Annotated in this window: 24 protein-coding genes and 1 pseudogene; 6 read left to right on the top strand and 19 right to left on the bottom strand. The window is 66.9% G+C overall.

Annotation, left to right across the window (positions count from 1 at the left end):
* Nucleotides 1-746: 746 nt before the first annotated feature.
* A complete protein-coding gene (locus FF100_RS21920) occupies nucleotides 747-1,766 on the bottom strand; it encodes an alpha/beta hydrolase (RefSeq protein WP_139037862.1) in 1,020 nt (339 codons plus the stop codon).
* A gap of 205 nt (nucleotides 1,767-1,971) precedes the next feature.
* Here FF100_RS21920 and meaB point away from each other — a divergent pair, with 205 nt between their 5' ends.
* A complete protein-coding gene (gene meaB, locus FF100_RS21925; protein ID WP_139037863.1) occupies nucleotides 1,972-2,949 on the top strand; it encodes a methylmalonyl Co-A mutase-associated GTPase MeaB in 978 nt (325 codons plus the stop codon).
* 148 nt (nucleotides 2,950-3,097) lie between these two features.
* On the opposite strand, the gene FF100_RS21930 is transcribed toward meaB, so the two are convergent.
* From FF100_RS21930 to FF100_RS21950, 5 genes are all read right to left on the bottom strand, one after another.
* Nucleotides 3,098-3,628: a prolyl-tRNA synthetase associated domain-containing protein gene (locus FF100_RS21930; RefSeq protein ID WP_139037864.1), complete on the bottom strand. Its 531-nt coding sequence runs from the start codon at nucleotides 3,626-3,628 to the stop codon at nucleotides 3,098-3,100.
* Entirely contained in the window at nucleotides 3,625-4,581 is a 957-nt protein-coding gene (locus tag FF100_RS21935; RefSeq protein WP_139037865.1) for a threo-3-hydroxy-L-aspartate ammonia-lyase, read from the bottom strand. The genes FF100_RS21930 and FF100_RS21935 overlap by 4 nt, the downstream gene beginning before the upstream one ends.
* Nucleotides 4,581-5,354, bottom strand: coding sequence for an enoyl-CoA hydratase (locus FF100_RS21940; protein WP_139037866.1), 774 nt, complete (start codon nucleotides 5,352-5,354; stop codon nucleotides 4,581-4,583). The genes FF100_RS21935 and FF100_RS21940 overlap by 1 nt, the downstream gene beginning before the upstream one ends.
* A 90-nt stretch (nucleotides 5,355-5,444) precedes the next feature.
* Nucleotides 5,445-6,185, bottom strand: coding sequence for a phosphatase PAP2 family protein (locus tag FF100_RS21945; RefSeq protein ID WP_139037867.1), 741 nt, complete (start codon nucleotides 6,183-6,185; stop codon nucleotides 5,445-5,447).
* Nucleotides 6,185-6,697 carry a 2'-5' RNA ligase family protein gene (locus FF100_RS21950; protein WP_139037868.1) on the bottom strand — a complete coding sequence of 171 codons (513 nt, stop codon included), beginning with the start codon at nucleotides 6,695-6,697 and terminating at the stop codon, nucleotides 6,185-6,187. Before FF100_RS21950 ends, FF100_RS21945 begins: the two co-directional genes overlap by 1 nt.
* Before the next feature lie 85 nt (nucleotides 6,698-6,782).
* Between FF100_RS21950 and FF100_RS21955 the strand changes: the two genes are divergently transcribed.
* From FF100_RS21955 to FF100_RS21970, 5 genes and pseudogenes are all read left to right on the top strand, one after another.
* Nucleotides 6,783-7,724 (top strand): alginate O-acetyltransferase AlgX-related protein, encoded by a 942-nt coding sequence (locus FF100_RS21955; protein WP_139037869.1) that lies wholly within the window; start codon nucleotides 6,783-6,785, stop codon nucleotides 7,722-7,724.
* A 64-nt stretch (nucleotides 7,725-7,788) separates the two neighbouring features.
* Nucleotides 7,789-8,337: pseudogene (locus tag FF100_RS21960) on the top strand (glutathione S-transferase family protein); the annotation flags it as partial.
* A gap of 130 nt (nucleotides 8,338-8,467) precedes the next feature.
* Nucleotides 8,468-8,620 carry a hypothetical protein gene (locus FF100_RS37225; protein WP_171070287.1) on the top strand — a complete coding sequence of 51 codons (153 nt, stop codon included), beginning with the start codon at nucleotides 8,468-8,470 and terminating at the stop codon, nucleotides 8,618-8,620.
* A 23-nt stretch (nucleotides 8,621-8,643) separates the two neighbouring features.
* Nucleotides 8,644-8,835 (top strand): helix-turn-helix domain-containing protein, encoded by a 192-nt coding sequence (locus FF100_RS21965; RefSeq protein WP_139037870.1) that lies wholly within the window; start codon nucleotides 8,644-8,646, stop codon nucleotides 8,833-8,835.
* Nucleotides 8,832-9,131 carry a hypothetical protein gene (locus FF100_RS21970; RefSeq protein WP_139037871.1) on the top strand — a complete coding sequence of 100 codons (300 nt, stop codon included), beginning with the start codon at nucleotides 8,832-8,834 and terminating at the stop codon, nucleotides 9,129-9,131. Before FF100_RS21965 ends, FF100_RS21970 begins: the two co-directional genes overlap by 4 nt.
* On the opposite strand, the gene FF100_RS21975 is transcribed toward FF100_RS21970, so the two are convergent.
* The 13 genes from FF100_RS21975 to FF100_RS22035 form a co-directional block, all read right to left on the bottom strand.
* Complete coding sequence (locus tag FF100_RS21975) at nucleotides 9,128-9,913, bottom strand: phage tail tip lysozyme (RefSeq protein WP_139037872.1); 786 nt, start codon at nucleotides 9,911-9,913, stop codon at nucleotides 9,128-9,130. The genes FF100_RS21970 and FF100_RS21975 overlap by 4 nt on opposite strands.
* Complete coding sequence (locus tag FF100_RS21980) at nucleotides 9,913-11,043, bottom strand: hypothetical protein (protein WP_139037873.1); 1,131 nt, start codon at nucleotides 11,041-11,043, stop codon at nucleotides 9,913-9,915. The genes FF100_RS21975 and FF100_RS21980 overlap by 1 nt, the downstream gene beginning before the upstream one ends.
* A complete protein-coding gene (locus FF100_RS21985) occupies nucleotides 11,043-12,701 on the bottom strand; it encodes a hypothetical protein (RefSeq protein ID WP_139037874.1) in 1,659 nt (552 codons plus the stop codon). The genes FF100_RS21980 and FF100_RS21985 overlap by 1 nt, the downstream gene beginning before the upstream one ends.
* Before the next feature lie 14 nt (nucleotides 12,702-12,715).
* On the bottom strand, nucleotides 12,716-14,833 hold the full coding sequence (locus tag FF100_RS21990) for a D-Ala-D-Ala carboxypeptidase family metallohydrolase (protein ID WP_139037875.1): 2,118 nt from the start codon (nucleotides 14,831-14,833) through the stop codon (nucleotides 12,716-12,718).
* Nucleotide 14,834: 1 nt separating this feature from the next.
* Nucleotides 14,835-16,139 (bottom strand): tail fiber domain-containing protein, encoded by a 1,305-nt coding sequence (locus tag FF100_RS21995; RefSeq protein ID WP_139037876.1) that lies wholly within the window; start codon nucleotides 16,137-16,139, stop codon nucleotides 14,835-14,837.
* A 3-nt stretch (nucleotides 16,140-16,142) separates the two neighbouring features.
* Entirely contained in the window at nucleotides 16,143-16,454 is a 312-nt protein-coding gene (locus FF100_RS22000) for a hypothetical protein (RefSeq protein WP_139037877.1), read from the bottom strand.
* 67 nt (nucleotides 16,455-16,521) lie between these two features.
* Entirely contained in the window at nucleotides 16,522-17,043 is a 522-nt protein-coding gene (locus FF100_RS22005; RefSeq protein WP_171070288.1) for a hypothetical protein, read from the bottom strand.
* Nucleotides 17,044-17,068: 25 nt separating this feature from the next.
* Nucleotides 17,069-20,185 carry a discoidin domain-containing protein gene (locus FF100_RS22010; protein ID WP_139037879.1) on the bottom strand — a complete coding sequence of 1,039 codons (3,117 nt, stop codon included), beginning with the start codon at nucleotides 20,183-20,185 and terminating at the stop codon, nucleotides 17,069-17,071.
* Entirely contained in the window at nucleotides 20,185-22,293 is a 2,109-nt protein-coding gene (locus tag FF100_RS22015; protein WP_139037881.1) for a hypothetical protein, read from the bottom strand. Before FF100_RS22015 ends, FF100_RS22010 begins: the two co-directional genes overlap by 1 nt.
* A gap of 83 nt (nucleotides 22,294-22,376) precedes the next feature.
* Entirely contained in the window at nucleotides 22,377-22,853 is a 477-nt protein-coding gene (locus FF100_RS22020) for a hypothetical protein (protein ID WP_139037882.1), read from the bottom strand.
* Nucleotides 22,850-23,251: a hypothetical protein gene (locus FF100_RS22025; protein WP_139037884.1), complete on the bottom strand. Its 402-nt coding sequence runs from the start codon at nucleotides 23,249-23,251 to the stop codon at nucleotides 22,850-22,852. The genes FF100_RS22020 and FF100_RS22025 overlap by 4 nt, the downstream gene beginning before the upstream one ends.
* A gap of 5 nt (nucleotides 23,252-23,256) precedes the next feature.
* Nucleotides 23,257-23,664, bottom strand: a complete 408-nt coding sequence (locus FF100_RS22030; protein ID WP_139037886.1) for a 3TM-type holin — start codon at nucleotides 23,662-23,664, stop codon at nucleotides 23,257-23,259.
* Entirely contained in the window at nucleotides 23,665-24,195 is a 531-nt protein-coding gene (locus FF100_RS22035; protein ID WP_139037887.1) for a lysozyme, read from the bottom strand.
* Nucleotides 24,196-24,201: the final 6 nt, after the last annotated feature.

The raw sequence follows: 24,201 nt of genomic DNA on the forward strand, positions 1-24,201 counted from the left end.
GAACTCGGCTTGCCGCCGCCGGGACGTCTGCCGCTGATCAGGTCGCCGGCGAAGATGACCGTACCGCTAGGCGAGATAGTTTATCCACCAGCCCCGGAATTACCGAGTTTGCCGCTGCAAAGATCGGTCATCGCGGGCGGGCAGACAGGCTTCGGCCTCGTCATCGGCTTGGCCTCCGCCAGCCTGCACGCGATCGATACCAGGGCGATTGCGCTGAGTATCGTCAGCGGACCGTGATGGATCATCATCTCCCCCCATGCGAGATCAGAGTATCGTCGCGCCTTACCCAAATGCATCCAGCGGCGGATTTGAGTTTGCACTCTGGTATGGATTTGGATACCAATATCCGGCGGGTGTCAATCCCGAGGAAGCCGGGAAGCGCTTGGTCATCATGGCTGCCCTTGCGACCAGCGTCCTGTCGATCCTCGGCGATACCGCTGCCTATGCGGGGATATGCACCGGATGTCCCCCGCCTCGATGCGGCAAGCGACGGTGCTGAACGCGAGTCAATTGATGATCGGGGCAGTGGAAACGATGTTCGCGGGTCGTCGCTTTGATCGATGATCGATCCCGGCGCCGAAGCGAGCATGCGGGCGATGGCGGCCAGCGAGAGCTGGCGCGACGCTTCCGCGTCGGCGGCCCTTCGGAATCATGGGCGTGCGTCCACCGTCCGAGGGGTGGCGGGCAGGGACGAGAGGCGGTCCGGCACGGCCGCCCGGCCGATCACACGCGGCCGGGGTGGAGGATCACGGGCGGTCCGCCCGCGCCACCGCACGCTTGATCACCTGCTGCACCTCGACATTCGACAGGAACAGGTCGTGGTTGATGATGCCGCTGCCGTAATCGGACGCATCGGCGACGCGCACGCCGAGCGCCTCCAGCCGGCCGCGGTCGGCGGCGCCGGCCCGGATGACGCCGCCCGCGATGGTGCTGGAGAGTTCGAGCGCCCGGTCGTTGGTCGAGGAGATCACGGTGATCTTCTGGGCCGCCGTGCCGAGGCGCTCGATGCCGTTGGTGAACAGGTCGATGTCGATGTCGGGGGCGGCGAGCACGATGGCGCCGATCCGGTTCAGCGCCGTCTCGCCGGCATCGGCCCGCAGCATCCGCAGGGTCTCGAGCGTGAGCAGCGTGCCCATCGAGTGGGCAACGATGTGGATGCGCCCGCCCTGCGCGGCGGCGAGGGCCCGCAGCAGATCCTCGAAGGCGTCGCGCGACCACAGGGCGCTCTCGCGGTCGTAGCCGTAATCGAAGGTCTTGCCCGCCGACGGCCAGGTGAACAGGCCGGAGACGCCGCGGAAGCGGATCCCGTCGGAGAGCTGCGCCGCGCTCACCGCCGCGGTCTCGAACGATTCGCGGTAGCCATGGACGTAGAGCAGCACGTCGCGGCCGAGCGCGGCCTCCGCGAAGGCGGTGGCGGCCTCCGGGCCCGTGACCACCCGGGGGGCGCCGGCGATGCGCCAATCCCCGGTGACCACCGAGGAGACCTTGCCGATCAGCGAGCGGTCCGGCGGGGCGAGGCGCACCGTGGCGAAGGAGAGCCCACGGCCGCGCTGGTCGGTGAAGTAGGGCGGGCGGCCGGCGGGGTCGGCGGGACGACGGGTGGTGGCGACGAGCAGGACCGGGCTGACATCGAGGGCCGATTGCTTCTCCGGCGCCGCGTCGCCCAACAGCCCGTCACCGAAGCAGCCGCCGAGCGACAGGCTCGCGAAGGCGGAGAGGCCGAGGCGGGCGAAGCCCCGGCGTGTCGGCGCGGCGTTCAGCGTCATGTCGTCCCACTCAGGTACCGGCCGCCTGGGTTCCAGGCGTGCCGCCTTATGCCCGCGCTTTCAGGCCGGGGATGCGGCATGATCGTGGCCGTGCCGCGTCGCGCCTGGGCAAACCGGCGCCTGTTGCCCGCAGGTCACGCGCGTCCGCCCTTGGTCCACAGGGCAAGCCCTCGACGGGCGGGCGGTGAGGCGGCAGAAAGGCGGCATGACCGTTCCGGCCCCCGATCTCGCCCAGCTTCTGTCCGGCAACCGCGCCGCCCTCGCCCGCGCCATCACGCTGGTCGAGTCGAAGCGGGCCGATCACCGCGCCGCCGCCCGCGCCCTGCTCGACGCCGCCCTGCCGCATGCCGGGAAGGCGGTGCGGGTCGGCATCACCGGCGTGCCGGGGGTGGGGAAATCCACCACCATCGACGCCCTTGGGGCTGCCCTGACGGCAAGGGGCCACAAGGTCGCGGTGCTGGCGGTCGATCCGAGCTCGTCGCGCACCGGCGGCTCGATCCTCGGCGACAAGACCCGGATGGCGCGGCTCGCGGTCGATCCGAACGCCTTCATCCGGCCCTCGCCCTCCTCCGGCACCCTCGGCGGCGTCGCGGCCAAGACCCGCGAGACCATGCTGCTCTGCGAGGCGGCCGGGTTCGACGTGGTGCTGGTCGAGACGGTGGGCGTCGGCCAGTCCGAGACCGCGGTCGCCGACCTCACCGACTTCTTCCTGGTGCTGATGCTGCCCGGCGCCGGCGACGAGCTGCAGGGCATCAAGAAGGGCATCCTCGAACTCGCCGACATGATCGCGGTCAACAAGGCCGACGGCGAGGAGGGGATGCGCCGCGCCATGGCGGCCGCCGCCGAGTACCGCGCCGCGCTCCACATCCTGACCCCGGCGAGCGCCACCTGGTCGCCGCCGGTCACCACCATCTCGGGACTGGCCGGCCAGGGGCTCGACGGCCTGTGGGAGGCGATCCTCGACCACCGCCGCAAGCTCGCCGCGACCGGGGAGATCGCCGCCAAGCGGCGGAGCCAGGACGTGAAGTGGATGTGGGCGCTGGTCCACGAGCGCCTGCACCAGCGCCTGACCGGCAGCGCCGAGGTGCGCTCGACGACGGCCGAGGCCGAGCGGCGGGTGGCGGCGGGCGAGCGCTCCCCGGCTGCCGGAGCGGACCTGATCACGGAGCTGATCGGGCTTTAGGGGAGCGCCCGATCACCCGACACTCCACTCCACGATCCCGGATGCGGGCGGATCCAAGGGTCACCGTACGCCAACCCCGTTCCCGGACGACCGCAGCGAAGCGGAAGGAGATCCGGGGAAAGGGGGGATTGTCGGACCTGCGCCTAACTCAGGCGGGAACCTCCGCATCCCCGTCCACCGGCTCCGGCAGCGCCATCACCCGCGGCGGATGGCCCGTGCTCTCCAGGAACCGGATCAGGTCGCCGGGCGCGACCGCCGTGGTGGCGCCGTTGTGGAGCGGGTGGAAGTTGACCGGGTCGTGCGCCATCAGCCCGGCATCGAGCACCACGCTGACGGTGCCGTCGCGGTCGTTGAGGAGGCCGAACGGCGTCACCGAGCCCGGGCGCACGCCGAGGCGGTCGTAGAGCAAGTCGGGCGAGCCGAAGGACAGCCGGCCGGTGGCGCCGAGCGGCCCGTGCAGGCGCTTGAGGTCGATCCGCGCCTCGGCTTCCGCGACCACCAGGAACAGGCGGCCGCGCTTGTCCTTGAGGAAAAGGTTCTTCGAGTGCCCGCCCGGCATCCCGGCCTTGAGGTCGCGCGATTCCGCCACCGTATGCACGGGGGCGTGCGCGACGGTGGCGTGGGCGATTCCGAGTCGGTCGAGGACGGCGAACAGGTCCTCGGGCGTCGCCGGGCTCATGCCGCCAGGTGGCGTCCCAGCGCCGCCGGATCGACGTTGCCGCCCGACAGGATCACGCCGACGCGTTTCCCCGCCACCGGCACCGCGCCCTCGAAGGCGGCGGCCGCGGCAAGGCAGCCGGTCGGCTCGACCACGAGCTTCATCCGCTCGACGAAGAACCGCATCGCCGCGACGAGCTGCGCATCCGTCGCCGTCACGATGCCGGCGGCCTCGCGCTGGATGATCGGGAAGGTGTGCTGCCCCAGATGCGTCGTCAGCGCGCCGTCGGCGATCGAGACCGGCACCGGGATCCGCACCACCTCGCCCTTCGCCAGCGATTGCTGGCCGTCATTGCCGGCCTCGGGCTCGACGCCCCAGATCTCGACCTCCGGGGACAGGGCCCGGGCCGCGAGGCAGGAGCCGGCCAAGAGCCCGCCGCCGCCCAGGCAGACGAGAAGCACGTCGAGGGGGCCGACCTCCTCGATCAGCTCCTTCACCGCCGTGCCCTGGCCGGCGATCACGTCCGGATGGTCGTAAGGAGGGATCATCGAGAGGCCGCGGGCCTCGGCGAGCTGCCGGCTCACCGCCTCGCGGTCCTCCTTGTAGCGGTCATACGACACGATCTCGGCGCCGTAGCCGCGGGTCGCCGCGACCTTGATGGCGGGAGCGTCGTGCGGCATCACGATGACGGTCGGCACGTTCTGAAGCGCACCCGCATAGGCGATGGCCTGGGCGTGGTTGCCGGACGAGAAGGCCAGCACCCCGCGCCTGCGCTGCTCGGGCGAGAGCGCCGCGATGGCGTTGCAGGCGCCGCGGAACTTGAAGGCGCCGGCGCGCTGCAGCGGTTCGGCCTTGAAGAACAGGCTCGCCCCGGTCAGCCGGTCGGCGGTGCGCGAGGTCAGGACCGGGGTGCGGTGGGCGATGCCGTCGATCCGGCCGGCGGCGGCCTCGACATCGGCGTAGGACAGGCTCATCAGCGGTTCTCGAAGTTCGGTTTGCGCTTCTCGACGAAGGCCGTCATGCCTTCCTTCTGGTCGTGGGTGGCGAACAACCCGTAGAAGACCCGGCGCTCGTAGCGGATGCCCTCGGTCAGGGTCGTCTCGAAGGCGCGGTCGATGCTCTCCTTGGCCACCATCACGGCGGGGAGCGACATCGACGCGATGGTCTCGGCCGCCTTGAAGGCCTCGTCGAGGAGCTCGGCCGCCGGCACGATGCGGGCGACGAGGCCGGAGCGCTCGGCCTCGGCCGCATCCATCATCCGGCCGGTGAGGCACAGCTCCATCGCCTTCGCCTTGCCGACCGCGCGGGTCAGGCGCTGGGTGCCGCCGGCGCCCGGGATGACGCCGAGCTTGATCTCGGGCTGGCCGAACTTGGCGGTGTCGGCGGCCAGGATGAAGTCGCACATCAGCGCCAGCTCGCAGCCGCCGCCGAGCGCATAGCCCGCCACCGCGGCGATGATCGGCTTGCGGCGCCGGCCGACCTTGTCCCACTCGCCGAACGGGTCGGCCATGTAGAATTCCGGATGGGTGCGGTCCTGCATCTCGCGGATGTCGGCGCCGGCCGCGAAGGCCTTCTCCGAGCCGGTGATGACGATGCAGCCGATGCCGTCGTCGCGCTCGTATCCGTCGAGGGCGTGGTTCAGCTCGGCGATCAGCGCGTTGCACAGGGCGTTCAGCGCCGCCGGGCGGTGCAGGGTGACGATCGCCACCCGCCCGCGCGTCTCGACCCGGATGTTCTCGTACTCCACGGCGCTCCTCCCGCTCGTCCCACCTGCTTGGCTAGGGGAGGGCGGGGCGGGGCGCAAGCGTGTCGGCGCGGGGGCGGGGCTGCCGGGGGATCACGCGGGCGGCGGCGGGTCCGGCGCCTCGACCACGTCCTGACGCTGGAGTTGCAGGGCCACGAACCAGCAGAGCGACGCCCAGGCGGCGCCGATGCACCAGCCGGCGAGCACGTCGCTCGGCCAGTGCACCCCGAGATAGACCCGGCTCACCCCGACCAGCAGCGTGGTGACGACGCCGAGCCCCATCACGAAGGCCTTGACCTTGCGCGACCGCTCGACCCGGGCGAGCAGGATCGCCAGGGTCAGGTAGGCGATCGCCGACAGCATGGCATGGCCGCTCGGGAAGCTCGCCGTGAAGGTCTCCATGCCGTGCGGCACCAGCTCCGGCCGCGGGCGGTGGAAGAACAGCTTCAGGCCGGTGGACAGCAGCTCGCCGCCGCCGATCGCCACCACGACGAACAGCGCTGCGCGCCGCCGCGCCGTGATGGCGAGGTACAGGACCACGCAAGCCGTGACGTAGACGATGCCGAACACGCTGCCGAAAGCGGTGATGTCCCGCATCGTCTCCGGCAGCCAGGACGGGCCGATCGGCTGGGCGAGGTCGCCGGGTACGCGGAGCGCCAGCAGCAGCCGGTCGTCGAAGCCGAAGGAGCCGCCCTCGCGGATCTCGTCGGCGAGCCGGAAGAAGCCGAAGCCGAACAGGCTGACGGCCAGCAGCGAGGCGAGCGGCCCGATCTCGTTGAGGCGCAGGCGCCGCCACACCGCCGAGGCGTGGCTCTGGAACGGGATCGGCACCATCACGCGCCTCCGAACGGGAAACGGCCGCGGGCCTCCCACGGCCCGCCGAGATAGCGCCAGAGCAGCAGCCCGGTGCCGGTGATCTCGCGGGGCACGAACGTCGCCTCCAACTCGCGGTGCAGCGCCCGCGCCTCCTCCGGCGCGGCCTTGTTCTGCACCGTGACGTGGGGCCGGTAGCCCTGCCGGTCCTGCGGCGTCAGCCAGGGCGCGAAGGCGGCGGCGAGCCGCCCGCGCAAGGCCGACAGGCGCGGCGCCTCGAGCGCGTAGGCGACGCCGCGGCCGATGAAGCGCAGGCCGGCGACCTTGACGGCGACGGGGCTCTCGGCGCGGACCTCCGCGGCGAGGGTCTCGACGACACCGCGCTCCTCCTCGCCGGGCAGGTGGTGGAACAGCGTGACGTGGGCCGGAATCCTGTTGAGGGCCGGCGGGAAATAGCGGCGGCGCTGGCCGTCGAACTCCGCGAAGGCGGCCTCGTCGAGTTCCAGGGTGAGGATCAGGGGGGCTTGCGACATTCTCACCGCGAAATGGCGCAGGCCGCCGCAAAGGCCAGGGCCGGCGGCGCTGTTCAGCTCGCGTCCTTCCCGTTACATGGCGCGGATGCGCGACAGCACCGACGACATGGTCCATCTCGGCCGGGACGGATGGCTCTTCCTGACCGGCGGCACCAACCGGGTGCGGCAGCAATACCGGGCGAGCCTGCCGGTCGCCTGGCGGCTGTGGCGCTGGCGCCGGCTGATCGAGGCCCGCACCGCCCGCGCCGCGGCTCTGGGCCTGCGCGCCTTCCACGTCGTCGTGCCGGAGAAGCTGAGCATCTACGACGACCGCCTCAACGGGCTCGCGCTGGATCCGGCGCTCTCGCCGGCCCGCCGCCTCGGCGCGCGCCTCGCCCTCTCGCCGGCGGCCCGGGCATGGATCGACCTCGTCGGCCCGTTGCGGGCGGCGCGCGACGCCGAGCCGCCGCTATACCTGCGCACCGACACCCATTGGAGCCAGGACGGCTGCCGGCTGGCCTATGGCGAGATCATGCGAGCGCTCGGCGCCGTGCCGCCGTCCGACCTCGCCGCGCGACCGTTCCACGACCACGACGGCGTGCGCGACCTCGGCGCCAAGCTCGATCCGCCGTGGCGCGAGACGATGCGGGTCTACGCGGTCCAGCGCGATGCGGTGCGGGTCCATGCCAACCCGCTGGTCGTGGGCCACGAGGCGCGCGGCACCGCCGCCGACCTGCATGTCGGCGCCCACGTGGTGTTCCGCAACGACAGCCCCGCCGCCGATCCGCGGACCTTGATGCTGTTCGGCGATTCCTGCTCGCATTTCCACCCGATCTTCCTGACCGGGCTGCTCGCCGAGAGCTTTCGCGAGCTGCACTTCGTCTGGTCGGCGAGCCTCGACTGGGGCTACGTCGAGCGGGTACGGCCGCACCTGCTGCTGGTCGAGGTGGCGGAGCGCTTCCTCGCCCGGGTGCCGACCGACCGGTTCGACGTCGAGGCGGAAGGGGCACGTCGCCTCCCGCCGCTGGGCGGCGCTGCCGCGATCTGAACGCCGGCCGTTGCAGCGCCGGACGGCCGCCCCACCTTCGGGTGTGACGGTTGAGGAGGGTGCGATGGGGCTTCTGGTCGACGGCGTCTGGCACGACCAATGGTACGACACCAAGGAGACCGGCGGGCGCTTCGTGCGCAAGGACGCGGCCTTCCGCCATTGGGTGACGGCCGACGGCGCAGCGGGTCCGAGCGGGGAGGGTGGGTTCCCGGCCCAAGCCGGGCGCTATCACCTCTACGTCTCGCTCGCCTGCCCCTGGGCGCACCGCACCCTGATCGTGCGGGCCCTCAAGGGGCTGGAGGACGCGATCACCGTCTCGGTGGTCGACCCGCATATGGGCCACGAGGGCTGGGTGTTCGGCGACAGCCCGGGCGCCGGCCCGGACACGGTCACCGGGGCGACCCGGCTCTACGAGGTCTATCTCAAGGCCGACCCGCACTATACCGGCCGGGTCACCGTGCCGGTGCTGTGGGACAAGCTCCGCGGCACCATCGTGTCGAACGAATCGGCCGAAATCATCCGGATGCTCAACGGCGCCTTCGGGGATCGTGGCCCGGACCTCTACCCGGACGACCTGGCCGCGGAGATCGACGCCCTGAACGCCCGGGTCTACCCCCCCACGCTGGAAATGCAACGCACCCCTCACTCAGCCCCAGCCCTCGCCGCCTGAGCATACGTACTCCCCATCGGGGTGACCCCCGAATCTCCGATCACCAGTCTTGGTGATTCGTGGAGGAGTACCGATGAGCCCCGAGACCGCCGAAGCTGCCCGCCAGTTGATTGAGGAAGCCGCCGAGGCGTACGAAGCCGGCGACATGCAGGCCGCCGCCGTTGTGCTCGACGAGTTGATGGCGTTGCTGAAGAGGGAAGCTGACCGGATCAAGGTGCTCAACTGACGCGGGTGTCACTAAATACCCTCATGAGCACTAATGAAGTAAAACCTGTCTTCTACTGCCCGCGCGACGTGGCCGTTCTACTCAACGTATCCCAGCGTACCGTGTACAAGCTGATCAAGGCTGGCCGGCTGCCGCACATCCGCATTGGGAACATGATCCGCGTCAACCTCGCGGATGTTCGGGCGCTGAGCTACGAGCACAACGCCGACCGATGATCAAGTACGTGCATGGTGACACCGTCCACGTTGAGGGCGTTGTCGAAGTGGATGCGTTGGACAGCCTGACCGTGCTGTTCAAGTCCGGGAACGGGCTGGAGAACAGAGTCCGGGTTCCGAAGTCGAGCGTCAAGCATCACGAGCGCGGCCCGCTCCGAGCCGGCGAGAAGGTCTTTAAGAAGATCAAGACCGGCCGGGTTGAGGGCGAGGTGATCCACCGACTGGGTGATGAAGCCTGGGTTCGGTGGGGCGATGACGCCCACACCGTCGAATCAGTTTCAGCCCTCAGCCGTTAAGGACCGGGCCCGAGAAGCCCGAAGGCGTCGTACGTTTGCTCCGGTGCCTTCGGGGGCGGGGTCACCCACGGCTGGGAGGCAGCCGGCGGGTCCACCCAGGGCTGAGCCTTGGCCGGCGGGTCCACCCAGCCGGAGGCTGATGCGCCGAACTCGGGCGGACGGGCCGGCGGCAGTGGGGCCTGGGTCATCGGGGCCATGGGGGCCGGAGCCATCAGGGCCGGAGCCGGTGCGGCACCGTCGAACTGGAAACGGTGTCCGGGGTTCAAAGCCTCCGGCACCGCCTTGGCGAATGCCTGAGCGTGCGGGTAGCGGTTCTGCACCTCGTAATCGGCGTTCTTCGGTACCTCGTAGCGCTTCGTCCACACGCTGGTCCCATCGAGCATGGTGTTGCCCTTCTGCAACCCCTTCAGGACGTAGTTCCACTTCCCATCCAACTCGCTGCCCATGTGGGCGACCTGGGCCGCCGGGTCAGACCAGTCCTTGCCCATGCCCTTCGCGGTGTTGAACAGGGAATCGGCCCGGCCCCGGTTCCACTGGCCGAAGCCGTAGCTGTGGTTACCCGGGCCGGCATCGTTGCGGTTGATCGTCGTCGGGTCGAGGGCGTGCGAACTCTCCCCCATCAGGCTGCCGATCGCGCCGACCGCGACCTGGGGCTTCACGCCCCGATCGATCAGGGCGTTGTAAATTTGCTTGTGGAGAAGCCACTTGTCCGGCGGGACCGGGGGAGCCACGGACCCGGTCGTGGCCGGGTCAGCCAGGAGGCCGAGGTTCTGACCGGCCATCACCGATCCCCCGGGCCGAGTAGACCATCCACGCCGTTGCCAGCCGCGCGCCCGACTTGAGACGGAGCCCGGAACTGGTACGGGCGATCCCAGGCTGAGCCGTACTTGGTGGCGATCGAATTCAGGTGGCGATCAATCACCGGGTCGAGCCGGTTCATCAGGGCGGTGTTGATCCGGTCGCCGACGACCTTGCGGCCCTCTTCGCGTCCCAATGCCGCACCCAGCATCGCGCCCGCCATGCCATGCGGGGAACCGACGAGTGCGCCGATGGTCGCCGGATTGCTGGCCACCGCCGCGCCGGTCTTCAGGGCCTCGAACATTCGCTCTTCGCTGGGGGCGATCTGACCCGGCAGAGCCCGGCCCCCTTCCATGGTCGGTTCGACCCGGCGAGTGAGGGTGTCGGACTTCAGCGCCTTGAGCACCGGGCGATCCCCGATCAGCCGAGCCACGTCGTCGAGGGCGCGCCCACCGAGTCGTTCGACCGCTGGGTTCGCCACCGCGCCGAGAGCACCGCCCATCGCACCGGCCACGGCTGCCTTCTTCGCATCCTTGGAATCGGCGTACTCGGACAGCGCACCAGCACCAGCCCCGTACGCGCCGGCCGAAGCCGCACGACCGATCGCAGGCGCAATGGTCTCCAGAGCCGGAGCCAGACGCTTGACGCCGTTCACCACCACCGGGGCCACCAGACCCGCATCGGTGCCGCCGGTGACGACGGCCGACGCGAGCGGGCCGACGAGACCCGCAGCCGTTCCGGCCATCGAGGCGTTCGGATGCTGCTTCGACAGGGCCTCGTCGATCGCCTTCTGGCGCGCGTACGCCTCGTCAAAGGTCGGGGCCTTGCCCTGGTAGTAGTCTAACGCGGCGTAGGCGTTGCGGGGCAGGTTGAACAACGCGGTGTTCAGGGCCTCACGCGAGAACGCCTTGACCGAGTTCGGAATCAGACCTTCCTGAGCCAGGATCTCGTCCGTGTTGACCCGCGGTGCGGCAGCCGCAGCCGGGGCCTGAGCCGCCGGCCGCTGCATCATGAAGCTGATCTCGTCATCCACTGAGGGAGCCGCCGGAGCCGTGGTGGCCCCGGGCGTCGTACCCATCATGAAGGCGAGTTCGTCGGGGGTGACTTCGGCCATTAGCGTGCGTCCCTCGGGTTCATGACCTCGTGGCGCAGGTACTGGCCATTCCGATCCGTGTAGACCCGACGCATCTCGCCGTTCGGCATGGTCACGGTCTGGTGATAGCGGCCCGGATCTGAGACAGCCGGGAAGTTCGCGTCGATCCGCGTCCGCTCAGCCTGGGGAAGCTGAGAGGCGAACGTTGAGCGACGATCGTTGTAATCCTTGATCTTCGCCGCAGAGACCCGCTCGTTCTCCTGAAAGATTCGCAGCATCTGCTGTTCGGTGAGAGCGCCCGGGTTGGCACCCGCCATCTCGGCCGCCGCGCGAAGATCGGCATCGGTCGGGTTCGCACCCAGACCCTTGACCATGCTCTTCGCCAACTGACGACCCACTGACTGGAGCGCCGAGGTGCGGGCCGCCTGATCGCCGGAGCCCACCAGATTGTCGAAGCCGAACTGAGCCAGCAGCGCATCGGCCCGGCTCTTCGCCAGCGCCATCTGGCTGCCCGAGTACACACCGCCATTGATCAGTTCGCGCGCCGCGTTGATGGCTTCGATCGTATCGTTGGCCGCCTTGGCTTCCTTCTGACCGTCCACCAGAGCCGTGCGGCCCGCGGTGTAATCGCCCTGAGCGTTCTGAATCCCCTGCTGGCGGAACGCGTCCTCAGCCGCCTTCTGCCGATCGCGGGCAAAGTCCAACTGCTTCTGCGACTCGGTGAAGCCAGCGTCGATCGAACCCTTGTGCAGAGCCGCCGTATCGGTCTGAGCCTGGGTCGGCATATGTCCGACCGAATGCATCTGGCCGTACTGGTCCATCTGGGTGATGTAGCCAGCGCCGTTGTCGGACGGCGGGGTGTAGACGTTCTTCAGCGAGAAATCCCACAGCATCTTCTCAGCCGACTTGCGGTCGGTCATCGCGGTGATGCCGATCAGCCGGCGCTGGTCCGGGCTGAGCCGATCAATCAGAGCCTGCTGCGCCGCAGGGCTGCCCTGCTGCGCGGCGACGACGTTCGCAGCCTGCCGCGTGTCGATGACCGGAGCGGACGGGGCGACCGGGCCGTTCGGGGTGATCACGGAATCTGTCGAGGGCGTCGGGGCCGGAGCAGCCGAAGCCGCCAGAGCCGCGGTCGGGGCCGAAGCCGCCGATGAAACAGGTGAGCTGACCGGTGCCAGTCCGGGTGAGCTGGCCGTTGCAGCCGGGGCCGGCGACGAGCCGGAGCCCTTGGTGATCCAGTCCTGAAACGCCTGAGAGGCCGCGGCTTCGCGCTGCTGGGCCGCCACTTCCATGGCCAGCTTCTGCTGTTCGAGGCTGAGCTTCGCCCGCGCCAGCGCCGTCTGGTTGGCGCTGTGCTTGGTGTCGAGGATCGGCTTGATATCGTTCCCGGTCTCGTACGCCTTGATCATGTTCTCGCCGAGCCGCGAGCCGTCGATGCCGCGGCCCGAGCCGGCCATCAGCGCGATCGACATGTTCTGAAGCGCATCCCAGCGCTTCGCCCGGATGATCTCCGGATCGATGCCCTGTTCGGCGTAGAAGCGAAGCTCCGGGTCAGATCCGCTGTAGGCCACCGCGCCCGAAGACGCGGGAGCGGGAGCCGAGGTGGCGTACTGCGGCGTTGCACTTGCGGTCGATCCCGGGTCCTGACCCAGGATGCCCATCAGAATGTTCGTGTCCATGCGATATTTACACCTTAACCAAGGATGCCACGGGGGCGGATAATCGGAATGAGACGGTCGCGCGTCTTGTAAATGTCGGGGGTCGCAACGTCGGGATTGTGCAGCGTCGGCTGGGTCGAAACCGGCGGGGCGTAGTGCAGCGGACCACGGGCACCGAGAGCCCCCAGGCCAACGATTCCCTTCAGCGCCTTCTGCGCCGCGTCCTGCCAATCACCGTTGCCCTTGCCCTGAGCGGCACCAGCCGCCCCACCAGGGCCACCCGGAGCGCCGCCAGCGGCCGAACCACCAGCCGCACCACCTGCGCCACCCACGGCACCACCAGCGCCGCCTGCGACGCCTCCAGCACCGCCAGCACCACCACCGCCGAATCCACCTGCACCGCCGCCGAATCCGCCGCCGGGAGTGGAATCGTCGGCCACCGTGCTGATGCCGAGCAAGCCGCCGTTCGGATCGATCGGAGCGCCCGTCGTCGAGGTGCCCACCCCGCCGTTGAAGTCCCAGTTCTGGGTTCCGAGCGTCGGGGCCGTGGTGTCTGCCAGGGCATTGACCGTCGAAGCCGGGCTCGCCGCCGACAGCGTCTCGTCGCCACCCATCGGGACAGCGCCTTCGCTGTCGAAGTTCTGGCCGGTGGTCTGCGCCGCACCCAGGATCGGGGTCGCCGGGGCCGCCGGCATGTTCGGGCCGTTGATCCCGAAGGCACCCGCCGAGGGCGCACCCAGGGTCGGGACCATCGTGTCACCCGCCGCCATGCGGCCAGCCGCCATCGTCGCGCCGGAGGGAGCCGCCGCGGCCGGAGCCGGGGTCGAACCACCGAGGATGCCCGCAGGGGCTTCCGTCACACCGCCGAGACCGAACGAGCCACGTCCCGCGCCACCAAGACCCGGAACGCCCGGAGCCACCTCCCCGCCGGCCGGAAGGCTACGGGGCGAGGCCATGTACGGCAGGGTCGGGGCCGGAGCCGCCGGAGCCGAGGCCGGGGTGATTGAGCCGGTGCCGGTGTCAGCGCCCGTGGGGACGATGCCCTTGCCGAAGCCCTTGCCGCCGTAGCCCAGCAGGCCGCCCGCGCTCGCGCTGGACGCCAGCGGCTGAATCCCGGTCGGGGCTGTGACCTGACGGGTGCCGGTACCTGAATCAGCCGGAGCCGCCAGACCAAGCTGACGGGACACCGCCGCATCGACGAGCGGGTGATAGAGCGAGCCCTTCTCACCGTGTTCCTGGGTGATCAGCGCGCGCTGGAAGCTGGCAAACACCTTGGGATCAGAGAAATCGAGCTTCGCGTTGGGATCGACGCCCATCGTCTTCGCGATGTTTGCCGCCGCACCCGGACCGGCAGGAGTCGGGGTCCAGCCGTTCTTATTGTTGATCAGGTCATAAACCGTGTTCATGCCGGACGTGGTCTTCGACTGGATCAGTCGGGACATCGCCTGCATACCGGCCTGCGGCGAGTTGAAGACGATCTGGGGCGTTCCCTCGTCGGTGTTCACCGAAGGGCCGACCATCCCAGGATAGTTTCGCTTCTGCCAGTCGGAGCCGGAGAACTTCAGATTGCCCGGATTGTTGTTGCGCATACCAGCCGGGAACGACGAGACATCGTTCGTCTTCAGGAACTGCTCAGGCGTCATCCGGCCGGGCGTGCCCACGGGGACACCCGACAGGCGCGGGTCGTTCGACAGCTTCGGGTCGTAGTTCGCGGCAAGCTGCGGGATCGTGCGCGGATCGGGGCGCACGCCGTTGCGGTGATCGGCGGCGATCTTCTGGAACCAGTCCGGGGTCTGGTTCAGGCTCGTGGCGTGCGTGTCCGGGCCCCAGGCGACGGGGGTGGTCTGCCGCCAATCCGCGTGAAACTTGTCGCCAGTCTTGTTGTACGTCCCCAGGCCGCCAGCACCGTGAACCCGCAGGAAGTTGACCGCCTGAGCCTTGGTCACGTCGGACGTACCCGGGGCCCATTTGAAGTCGAAGGCGTCCTGATGCATGTGGCGCGAATCACCGGCACCGCCATGGTTCTTGTTGTAATTCGGGTCGCGATAGCCAGAGGTGATCGTTGCCTCGGGAAACCGCTTCTGGAATTCGTTCAGAATGTTGCGAACCCGCGGAAGCAGGTTATCCGTATCGACGTGAGACTGTACAGCCATCTTACTTGCCCTTGGGTCCGAGGAAATTGGTGCCCTTCTTCGGGGCCTTCAGCTTGACGGTCGGAGCCTTCGCGGCGAGCGATGACTTCGGCTTTGCGGGCGGCTTGGCATTCGGACCAGACAGGAACGAGCCGGACACCGCCTGAGACACGCGGGCATCGACCATCTTCGGGCCGCCGGGGGTCTTGGCCACCGCGCCGGGCATGGTCTTTTCCAAGTCCTGAGCGGTCGGGCCGATGCGCGACGGGGTGCCGGCCGGGTCGGACTTGTAGTTCCAGGCCGAGACGCGGGTCCCCGTGGCCGGATCGGTGCCGAGCCGGACGATGTCGCGCTTCTCGTTCTCATCCGAGAGCAGGCCGAACATCGGCAGGAAGCTGGAGAGCAGCGAGCCCGCGCCACCGAGGATCTGACCCAGGCCGTTCGAACCCTGCTGGCCGCCGGTCTGCGTCGAGGTGCCGGTCGTGGTCGAGCCGTACGGCGTCACACCCAGGCCGTACTGGAGAATGTTCAACTGATCGATCGGGTACTGGCGCTGATCCGCGTACCGCTGATAGTCCTGATTGAGCAGATCCTGGCCGTACGCGCGCTGCGAATCGCCGATCGACTGGAGCGCTGCGGCCTGCTGAAGGTTCGCCTGCTGCGCCTGCTGTCCGACCGACGCGCCCTGCGCCGCCGCCAGCGCACGAAGACGCTGGGCTTCGAGGCCGTTCGACTGGTTCGACTGATCGGCCTGAAACTGGCGGTTCTGATCCTGACCGATCGCCGCCTGAGCCTGCTGGAAGTTCTGGTTCTGAAGCTGAGCAGTCAACTGCCCCATGTTCAGGGCTGACTGGGCCTGCGCCGCGCCTTCCTGAATCGCCTGACGCGAGCCGCCGTATGCGCCGGCCTGGGTCGCCGCCGTGCCGATGTTGTTCAGGTTCTGCGCGAGGGTCTGGGCCTCGTTCTTCTGCGCCGCCTGAATCACGCTCTGAGTGTACGGCGACATGTACTGACCGAGATTCGCGTCAGTGAACTTGCCCGCGCCGATCTGCTGGCCGCCGTAACCCTGAACCGAATTCAGCGTATTGCCAGCGGTCTGCATCGACGGCATCGCAAGATTGCCGCCGGAGCGCACGGTGTCATAGGCCGCGAACTGATCCTGATTTTGTCCCGCTACGGTGTTGCCCGTATAGGGATGGGCGAGATTGGCCGAGACCTGCTGCGCCTGAGCGTAATTGTTCTTGCCAGCCTCTTCGACCCAGGCCGGAAGCTCTACCTTCTGAACCGTAGTAGTGGTCGCCGGCGTATCATTGCCCTTCTTAGACATGAATTAAAGTTCCTTTGACATAATGACGCCGACTGTTGACCAGCCGTAGTTCTTCAAAATCCTTTGCCAGCCGAGACGACCATCCATGACGAATTCAACCGCGCCATGAGCCCGGCCCCATTCGTCGATCTGATCCGACATCGCCATGGTGTCTTCGAGGTCGCCGAAAATGTAGCGACCCTGCATGATCACCTTTCCCCGCTTATTGGTGGAGAACGAGGTGATGCAGAAACCTGAACCGTTCTGGTGCCAGTGGTACTGGCCAGCTTTGACCTTCGCCACGACATCTTCGATCTCATCGAAGTTGCGGGCCACGTCGAGCGCATCCTGAAGGCGCGCTCGCATCTGTTCTTCTGTAAGACTCACCCGCTATTTAGCGGGTTCAGCCCTGTACGTAGGTCTTGACGATCTCGCCGTCATGGATCTCAAGCATGTACAGCTTGCCCGTCTTCTTATCCCGCACCGGGATGCCATCGTTGCCCTGGGTGGCGGACAGCGTGTTGTCGAGGTGGGCGAGGATCTGTTCGTTGTGGGCGCGCGCCACCAGCGGGTCGTACGCCTTCGGCGGCTCCGGCAGGGTGCGCTGAACCGCCAGCGGGCGCTTGACCAGCGGTGGCTCAGCGACCGGCACCGTGGCGACCGGACGCCCGGGGACGAAGCTCGGCTTCACCGTGACGAAGCCCGACGCCACGAAGGTGTCGGGGTCTTCGGTCACGTCGAGCCGGGTCAGGGTCTGGAGCGCCAGGAAGGAGTCGGGGGCTTCGGTCGCGTTGAGATCCCCCAGGGTGGCCGGCGCATCGGTCGCCCCGAAACTGTCGGGGCCTTCGACCGCGGCGAGCACCCCCACCACCGGGGGCCTATCGGACGCGATGAAGATGTCCGAATCTTCCATCGCGTCGAGCACGTTTGAATCAGCCATGAATCAGTCCTTAGCGGCGTGACCCGCGCTGTTTGATGTCGAACTCAGGCTCGCCGAAAGTCCAGCGGCCATCCTTGGCCTGCTCGACTTGGATCTCAACCTGACGCGCGGTGAAACGGGTATCAATGATCCCGTCCGGCCGGCTGTTGTACGGGCCCTTGATCTGCTCAACGTCGTTCGAGTTGATCTTGGTCTTGAAGTGCCACGTCGTCGCCTCATACCCCGACTCGTCGTCCGGGATGACGCCGTTCACCGTCACCAGCGAGCCATCGGGGCCCGGGGTGATCGCGCCCGAGGTGGCATAGATCCGACCGACGCCCGGCGAGGTGAAGGCGGTCTGGCCCGTCACTTCGTGCCGGTAGAGCGAGCCATCGGGGCCCGCCAGGATCGGGTCGTGGTTGACCAGTACCGGGATGCCAGCGGTGCGCCCCAGCTTGCCGATCGACCACCACTCCTCCCCTTCCGAGTAGCAGTACGTGACGTACGAATCCGGGTCACCGCGGTCCTCAACCGGATCGGGCTCCGGCGGGAGGGCCTGGACGGACACCGAGGACAGCGTCTGCGGGGCCGATACCGTGGCCGGCGTTTTCAGCGCGGCACGGGCGAAGGTCTTCGCGGTCGCGAGCCCCGCCGGCTCACGGATCGCCGGGAAGGTGAAGGCGCGTGTCTCCCCGGCAGACCAGTTCGTGGTCGAGGTGGACTGAACATAGACCGTCTCGTACCAGCCGGTGGCTTCGTCCTTCTTCTGCACCTCGAACCGACGCGGCATCCGGTCCGGATTGCTGGTGGCGGTGAGAGCGATTTCCTTGATCAGCACAGGAGTCGGGAAGACGTATTCGAGGTAGTAGGGGAAGCCATTCAGCGTGTCGTTGCTGTTGCGGATGATCTGGAACCGGTACCCGGCGTAGCTCGACGTGGTGCTGGTGCTCGACGTGGAGGTGGTCGAGGTGGATGTCGCCCGGCCGACGAAGAACGTCTGGGTTGAGCCCTGCGTCCAGGCCGCACAGGTGATCGCCGCAGCCTGACCCCAATTCACGCCGTCGTCCGAGAACTCGAATCGAGCCGTGGTCGGGGCCTGCGGGTAGTACTGATCGTCGCGCGCCGTGATGGCGATCTCGTCGATTTGAACCGGGGTCGAGCCGTAGTCGTACTGAACCCAGACCGGGTAGTCGCCGCCGTTGGCCGTTGCCCACACCGTGGTCGGATCATTGTCGATCAGGTTCGCGGCGCTGAACTGCGGGGCGTAGTAGGATGATTCGGAGGTTGCGGACGGAATCACCGCGGGGCCACCGGCGCTGGCGCGCATCTGCAAGCCACCGAGGCCGCCGGCCACGTAGCCCGCAGAGTTGCCGAGCATGGACAGCCGCCAGAAGCGGTGCGCGCCGATCGGGAGCGAGTTCGCGCCCGGGGTCTTGAAGCTCAGGATGACGAGGTTCGTAGCGCGGGTCGCATCCGCCCCGAAGGTCGCGCTGATCGTGCGCGAGCCCGAGCCGGAGAGCGTGGTGTAGAAGGTCGCCGCGGCGCGAGTTCCGATCCCGTCGTCATCGGTGCTCGTGTCCGGGGTGCAGGTCGGACCCGCCGTCGCGCCGGTGATCGTGGGCAGCGCCGAGGAAGCCCCGGACTGCGCCACCATGCCGATGACCAGTTCCGAATCGAAGGTGGGAAACAGCGTCTGCGTGACGGACGGCCCGACCCGCTCGACGGCCAGAACCGACAGGTCGAGGTCGGCCCACGATACGCCCTCAAGCTCATAGATCGCGGAGGAACCCTCAGCGCGGTAGCTCTGCGCCCCCTGGAAGACGGTCTGCGTCGCGTCGTTCGCGTCCACCACCCGATAGGCCACGCCGATGCCGTCCTGATCGCGCGCGTCGATCAGGTTGACCAGCGTCCAGCCGGAAGTCACCCCTACCTGATTGATGTAGTGGTTATAGATGTTGACCAGCAAGTTACCGGCCTTCGGCGGGTTGGCGAATTTCACGCCCGTATAGATGTCGTTCTCGACGGCCACCTGTACCACGCGGGCAGTGGCCGGCGTCGTCGGAGTGGACGGAGCACCCGCGACCGACTCGAACACGTTGAGCGGGTCCACGAAGTCGTACGCCGTGGTGCAGAATCCAGTTGCGCCGCCGGTCAGAGCCCCGGAAATTCCCGGGGTTGTGCGAAGGTCGATCTTCTGAAGCTCGACGGTGCGGAGATCCTGATAGCCGCCGTCGTAGTACTCGTGATCGATCGTATCGACCGGCTGATTGGTCTGCGGATCGTAGAGTTGCGGCGCGTAATCCTGAGCATTGCCCGAGGTGATCTTGATCAGGTAGTGCCGTGACGGCTTCGAGAGGAAGTCTTCATCGTTGATGCGGTTCGGCCACAGCGTGTTGTGCTCGGAATTCAGCATGTATCCGGACGCGATGGTGCTCTCCGGGGAGATCCAGACCGTCTTCCACTCATCCGTCGTCGCATCGTAGTGCTGAAGGTCGAACTGACGCGGGGCACGCCGCAGTTCAGAACCTTTCTCGGTGTAGACGTTCGAGCCATCGAGGCTCTTAGACGACCCGATCGCACTGGTGCGCGGCTGGAAGTCGGCGGAGAAATTGTACTGGACGTACCACGGGGCCGGACCGGTGAAGATGAACCCCTTGTAGAAGTTGTAGGCCGGTGCCTCGATGTAGAGGTCTGTGGTGAAGCCGGACGTATTCGCGGTCGAGCCCGTCGTATCCGCGCTCGTACCGCTGTTCCCATCCGTGTAGTTCGTCGGGTAGAGATTCGCGAACTGAATCGAGCACGTGGCCGGCGGCGTGGGCGAGATGATCTCAGCCCGCGGCCCGGTGGCAGCGTTGATCTTGATCCGCCAGCGGTCACCGAGATCCGGCTCCGGCGGGGTATCCTTGAACACGTCGATGAAGCACCATGAAGACGCGGTCTGCCCGAAGCTGTCCTTCACCGTGTAGAGGAAGGAGTCGCGGTAATCCCCGCCAAACGGATTGGTCGGCGGCGTGTAGAGAACAGTCTTGTACTCGTAATCAACCTCGACGGAACCCTGGTTCGGCTGAGCGATATCGATAATCTCCAGGCCGATGCCATCATCATTGCCAAGGATATCAACGAACGGAATATTGATAGGAACATACATTAGAGGATCGGCCCTTCGCCACCGCCAAAATTGACTAGGTTATAATAATTCGGCCGCGGACGAAGCGGCGGCGGATTAGGAGTTGTGATGTAGACTTCGGCTGAAGAAGTCTGTCCGCTGTTGTTCGCGATTGTGTACGGGAAGCTGTCCTGACGCGTCTCGGGAAGTTCGAAGACGTGCTCTTCGATGAACACGTAAGGAAAGCCCGTCCACGTGATGTTGACCGGGTACGGCCCGGGGACGAACTGGTCGGAGATCTGCGGCGCGCCCTGGTTGACGCTGAAGCTGAAATTCCCTGCCACCTTGGTCCAGCCGCTGACCGTTGGGCCTTCGTTGTCACGGGGGCAGACGGACGAGAAATCGACCAGGGAGGACTTCGTCAGCGGGTTGCGCTGGTAGCTGAAGCTGGTGCTGGCATCGGCCAGGACGACCGCGAATCGCTTGACGAACGTGTCCTTCGTCATCCCCTGCGGGATGGCGATGGTCGTCAGATTGCCGGTCCAGAGCGACGGGGCAACGGTGATCGACCCAGGCACGAAGTACGGGTAGTCGAACACGCCGGCCTGATGACCCGCGAGGTAGTCGGCCGTGAGGGTCCGGCTCCACAGGCGGGCCCGTGCCACACCATCCACGCTGATATCCTGTTCCAGGGTCCACCCGTCCTCGATGGTGCCCACCGTGGCGTACGGGGTCAGGCCCGTGGTCAGGACTGAGATCCACGCGAGATCGCCCGGCTTGCAGTAGCTCAGCGATAGGCCGGTGCCCTGGGCAAGGGTCGATGCGCCGGCGTAGACCGGATCGGCCGGCGGCGGGGTGTAGAGGTACGAGCCGTCCGGGGCGGTCGCGATCCAGCCGCCGTTCGCGGTGTTCGAAGGCGCGCCGTTCGTCACATCGTCCTGGGTCAGCGGCGTGGTGCCGATCGACGCCACGTGAATCTGTGAGCCGATGTCGTTCCCCAGGATGGCGGAAGCCGCCATCGGGAACGCGCCGTTGACCAGCGTCACGTCGGTGAAGGTGTTGTCGATGGCCTTGATCGGCGACGGGGCGTCCACCTTGGTCTTCGACTTGTAATACCAAGTCACCTCGTCGAACACGTTGTTGACGACGGCGTGGGTGCGAAGACGGGCCCACTTCGGGTCCATGTCCTCCAGCAGGTAATCCATCACCGTGCAAGGAATGTCGCGGACGACGCCGTTCGAGTAGCGCTTGAATCCGGAACGGGTCATCCACATCGCGTCACCGTTGAAGGTGGCGACCGCGTACGGGCAGATCAGCGAGGTGTTCTCAGAGATCTTCTGGAAGCCGTGGACCAACTGGCCACCGATGAACTTCATCAGGAAGACTTCGGACTGGCTGAAGATCAGCGAGCCGTCGCGTACACTGCGGATGGTCGAGAGCGCCGAGGTCGCGTCGAGATCCAGATTACCCGCGGTGTTCGAGAGCGAGGCGTAATCCCAGTCCGTGAAGTCCTCGCGCGAGCACCACGCGACGCGCCGGCTGTTGCCGTCCGCGCCGATCGCGATGACGAATCGCTCAGGGCTGACGAGGAAGCTGCGGTTGGCCCGCGGTACCGGCGGTGCGCCATCTTTCGCCTTCACCTCTTGGAAGCGCTGCACCGGGCCCTTGCGGGGATCGAACACCAGCAAGCGGCCGTCCGTCTCGGACATGCCCATCAGCAGGGTGCCGAAATTGTCCAGGGTGATCAGGTTGCAGGTGAGGAAGTCGTCCGGCTCGGGCTCATCCCGGCCCGTGCCGAAATCCCCATCGCCGAACAAGCCGACGCCGAATCCGCCGACCGCCGAGGTGGTCTCATCCGGGATGAACCGGTCCGGCGTGATGTCGATAAGCTGCGTCTCCCACAGGCTGTAGAAGCCGGCGTCGCAGCCGATCGCCACGTGGCGCGCCTCGTTGGTCGAGAGCCAGCCATAGATGGTCCGGGCCGTGGAGGTCAGAAGGGGGACATCGATCTTCGTCCAGCCGCCGATCGGAGCCATGACGCCTTCGCGCCACCGCACCAGGGAGGTGTCGTACCAGCGGTTCGGCGTCGATTTGCTGGTGGCCCCGCGGACGACTCCGGGCGGGATCTGGATAGGCGTCTTGAACTGCATGGCTGTATTTAGCCGTGCCGTGTCAGGCGACCGGGGAGGTGAAACGGAGCTGTCGACCGGCTGTGCGCCGGCCAGCTCGCCCGTTACCGGAGGACCAGTTCCACGTCGAAGTTGACGAAGAAGTACGTCTCGTCGCCGCACTTCGCGACGGTCTTCTTCACGATCCGGTACGGGCCGGGCGGCATGAACTTGGGCAGGACGAAGATCTCGTCGGCCACCCAGGTGCCTTTATCGAGCCAGTTGTTGAAGGTGGTCCAGTGATGGACTGCGTTGCTGTCCTTGCCGATCAGCAGGTTGGCCACCCGCATCTCACAGCGTTCGGTCCGGATGTACTCGTTGTGGACGTAAATCAGGTCGCCGCGGCGGGCGGTCGTGATCGGTTTCGCCTTGTTGCCGGCGTGGATGTAGGGTTTGCCCACGACCTGATGGACATAGGCGTCGCGCTTCTCCACCTGCTCCTGATGATGCGTGTTCAGCCACTGGGTCCCGGCGAGAACGAACGCGACGAGACCCAGGGTCCAGAGTACGGAGCGACTGTTCTTGAGAATCCTCTTGATCATGGTTTCAGGCCCGGAATTGTAATACCAAGTTTCTGTGCCACGTAGGTCAGCACAGCAACGCCGACCGCGCTCAAGGTCCGCCAGATGATCTGCTGAACCTTCTCTTCCATCACGTCCACGCGCTTCTTCAGGGCCGCCAAGTCGTCAGCATCAGCCTTGCTCGTCTTGAGCGCTGCGATTTCCGCCGTGTTGCCGTCGATCTTGTCCTTCAGCATCGGAATGGCCTGCATGGCCATACGAATGGTCTTGAGATCGTGCTTGATCTCGTTCTCGATGCTCTCAAGTCGCCGGTTGGACTCTTTGGTTGACTCCTCAATGCGTGCGACACTGATCTTGACATCGCCAAGCTCGGCATTCATCTCGCGAAGTTCTGTACGGAGATTGGCTTCGTCGGGCATCGACGTTACTTCTTCATCGTCGAGGTGATCTTCTCGGCCGTCCGTGCCACGCCGTAGCCACCCACCAGGGTCAGCATCGCGTCCAGATACGGCTGGGGAAATTGAGCCATAGCCTGGGTGACCGACTGCGCCACGTGGGTGCCGGCGAGCGCATCGAACGCGCTGGCGAGGATCGTGAATCCGAAGCTCGTCACCAGCCCGAGACAGATCAGCGGGCGCATATTCGCGGTGAGCCACGATTCCGAAGCCGCGTCCGCCGCCATGACCTTCGACATCGCCTCGTATCGGGCGGAATCCGCTTCCGACAGGGTCTTGATCAGTTCGGCCTGCGCGTCGGCCGCGGCCTTCGGATCGGGGATGAACTTCTGAATCAGCGGAATCAGGGAGGGGAGTAGTGCCAGGAGAGCGCCCATTCATGCCTTTCCGCGGATGCGATGAATCAGTTGAGCAAAGAAGCCGGGCCCGGAACTTGCCGGAGCCGGGGTTTGGACCGGCTCCTCGACAGGTTTGTTGTTAACAGGTGTGTTGAAAAGCTTTGCCTCGTCGGCCCGACGACGGGTCAGGCCAGCCAGTACTTTGCCGCCGGCCTTGTTCCACTTCGGAAATTCGGCAGCCGCGGCCTTGAAGTCGCCGGCATTGACCTTCTTTAGCAAGGTCGAAGACTTCAGATTGCCCTCACCCAGATTGTAGGCGAAGCTGACCAGGGCCGCGAATTGGTTCTCGTTGAGAGGAACTGTGACGTTCTTCTCTACCGCCTTCTCGAACTTGACGAGATCGCGGCTGAACAGGTCTTCGGCCTGAGCCAGGGTGATGGTCATCCCCTTGGTCACGCCAAGGGTCGTTCCCCAGCCGATGGTCCAAACACCGGCGGGGCACTTGTAGGCGGTGAGCTTCAGTCCTTCGAAGGACTTGATCAGATCCTTGCCGGTTTCATTGGTACGCATCCCATA

The organism is Methylobacterium terricola (assembly GCF_006151805.1).
Lineage (GTDB): Bacteria > Pseudomonadota > Alphaproteobacteria > Rhizobiales > Beijerinckiaceae > Methylobacterium > Methylobacterium terricola.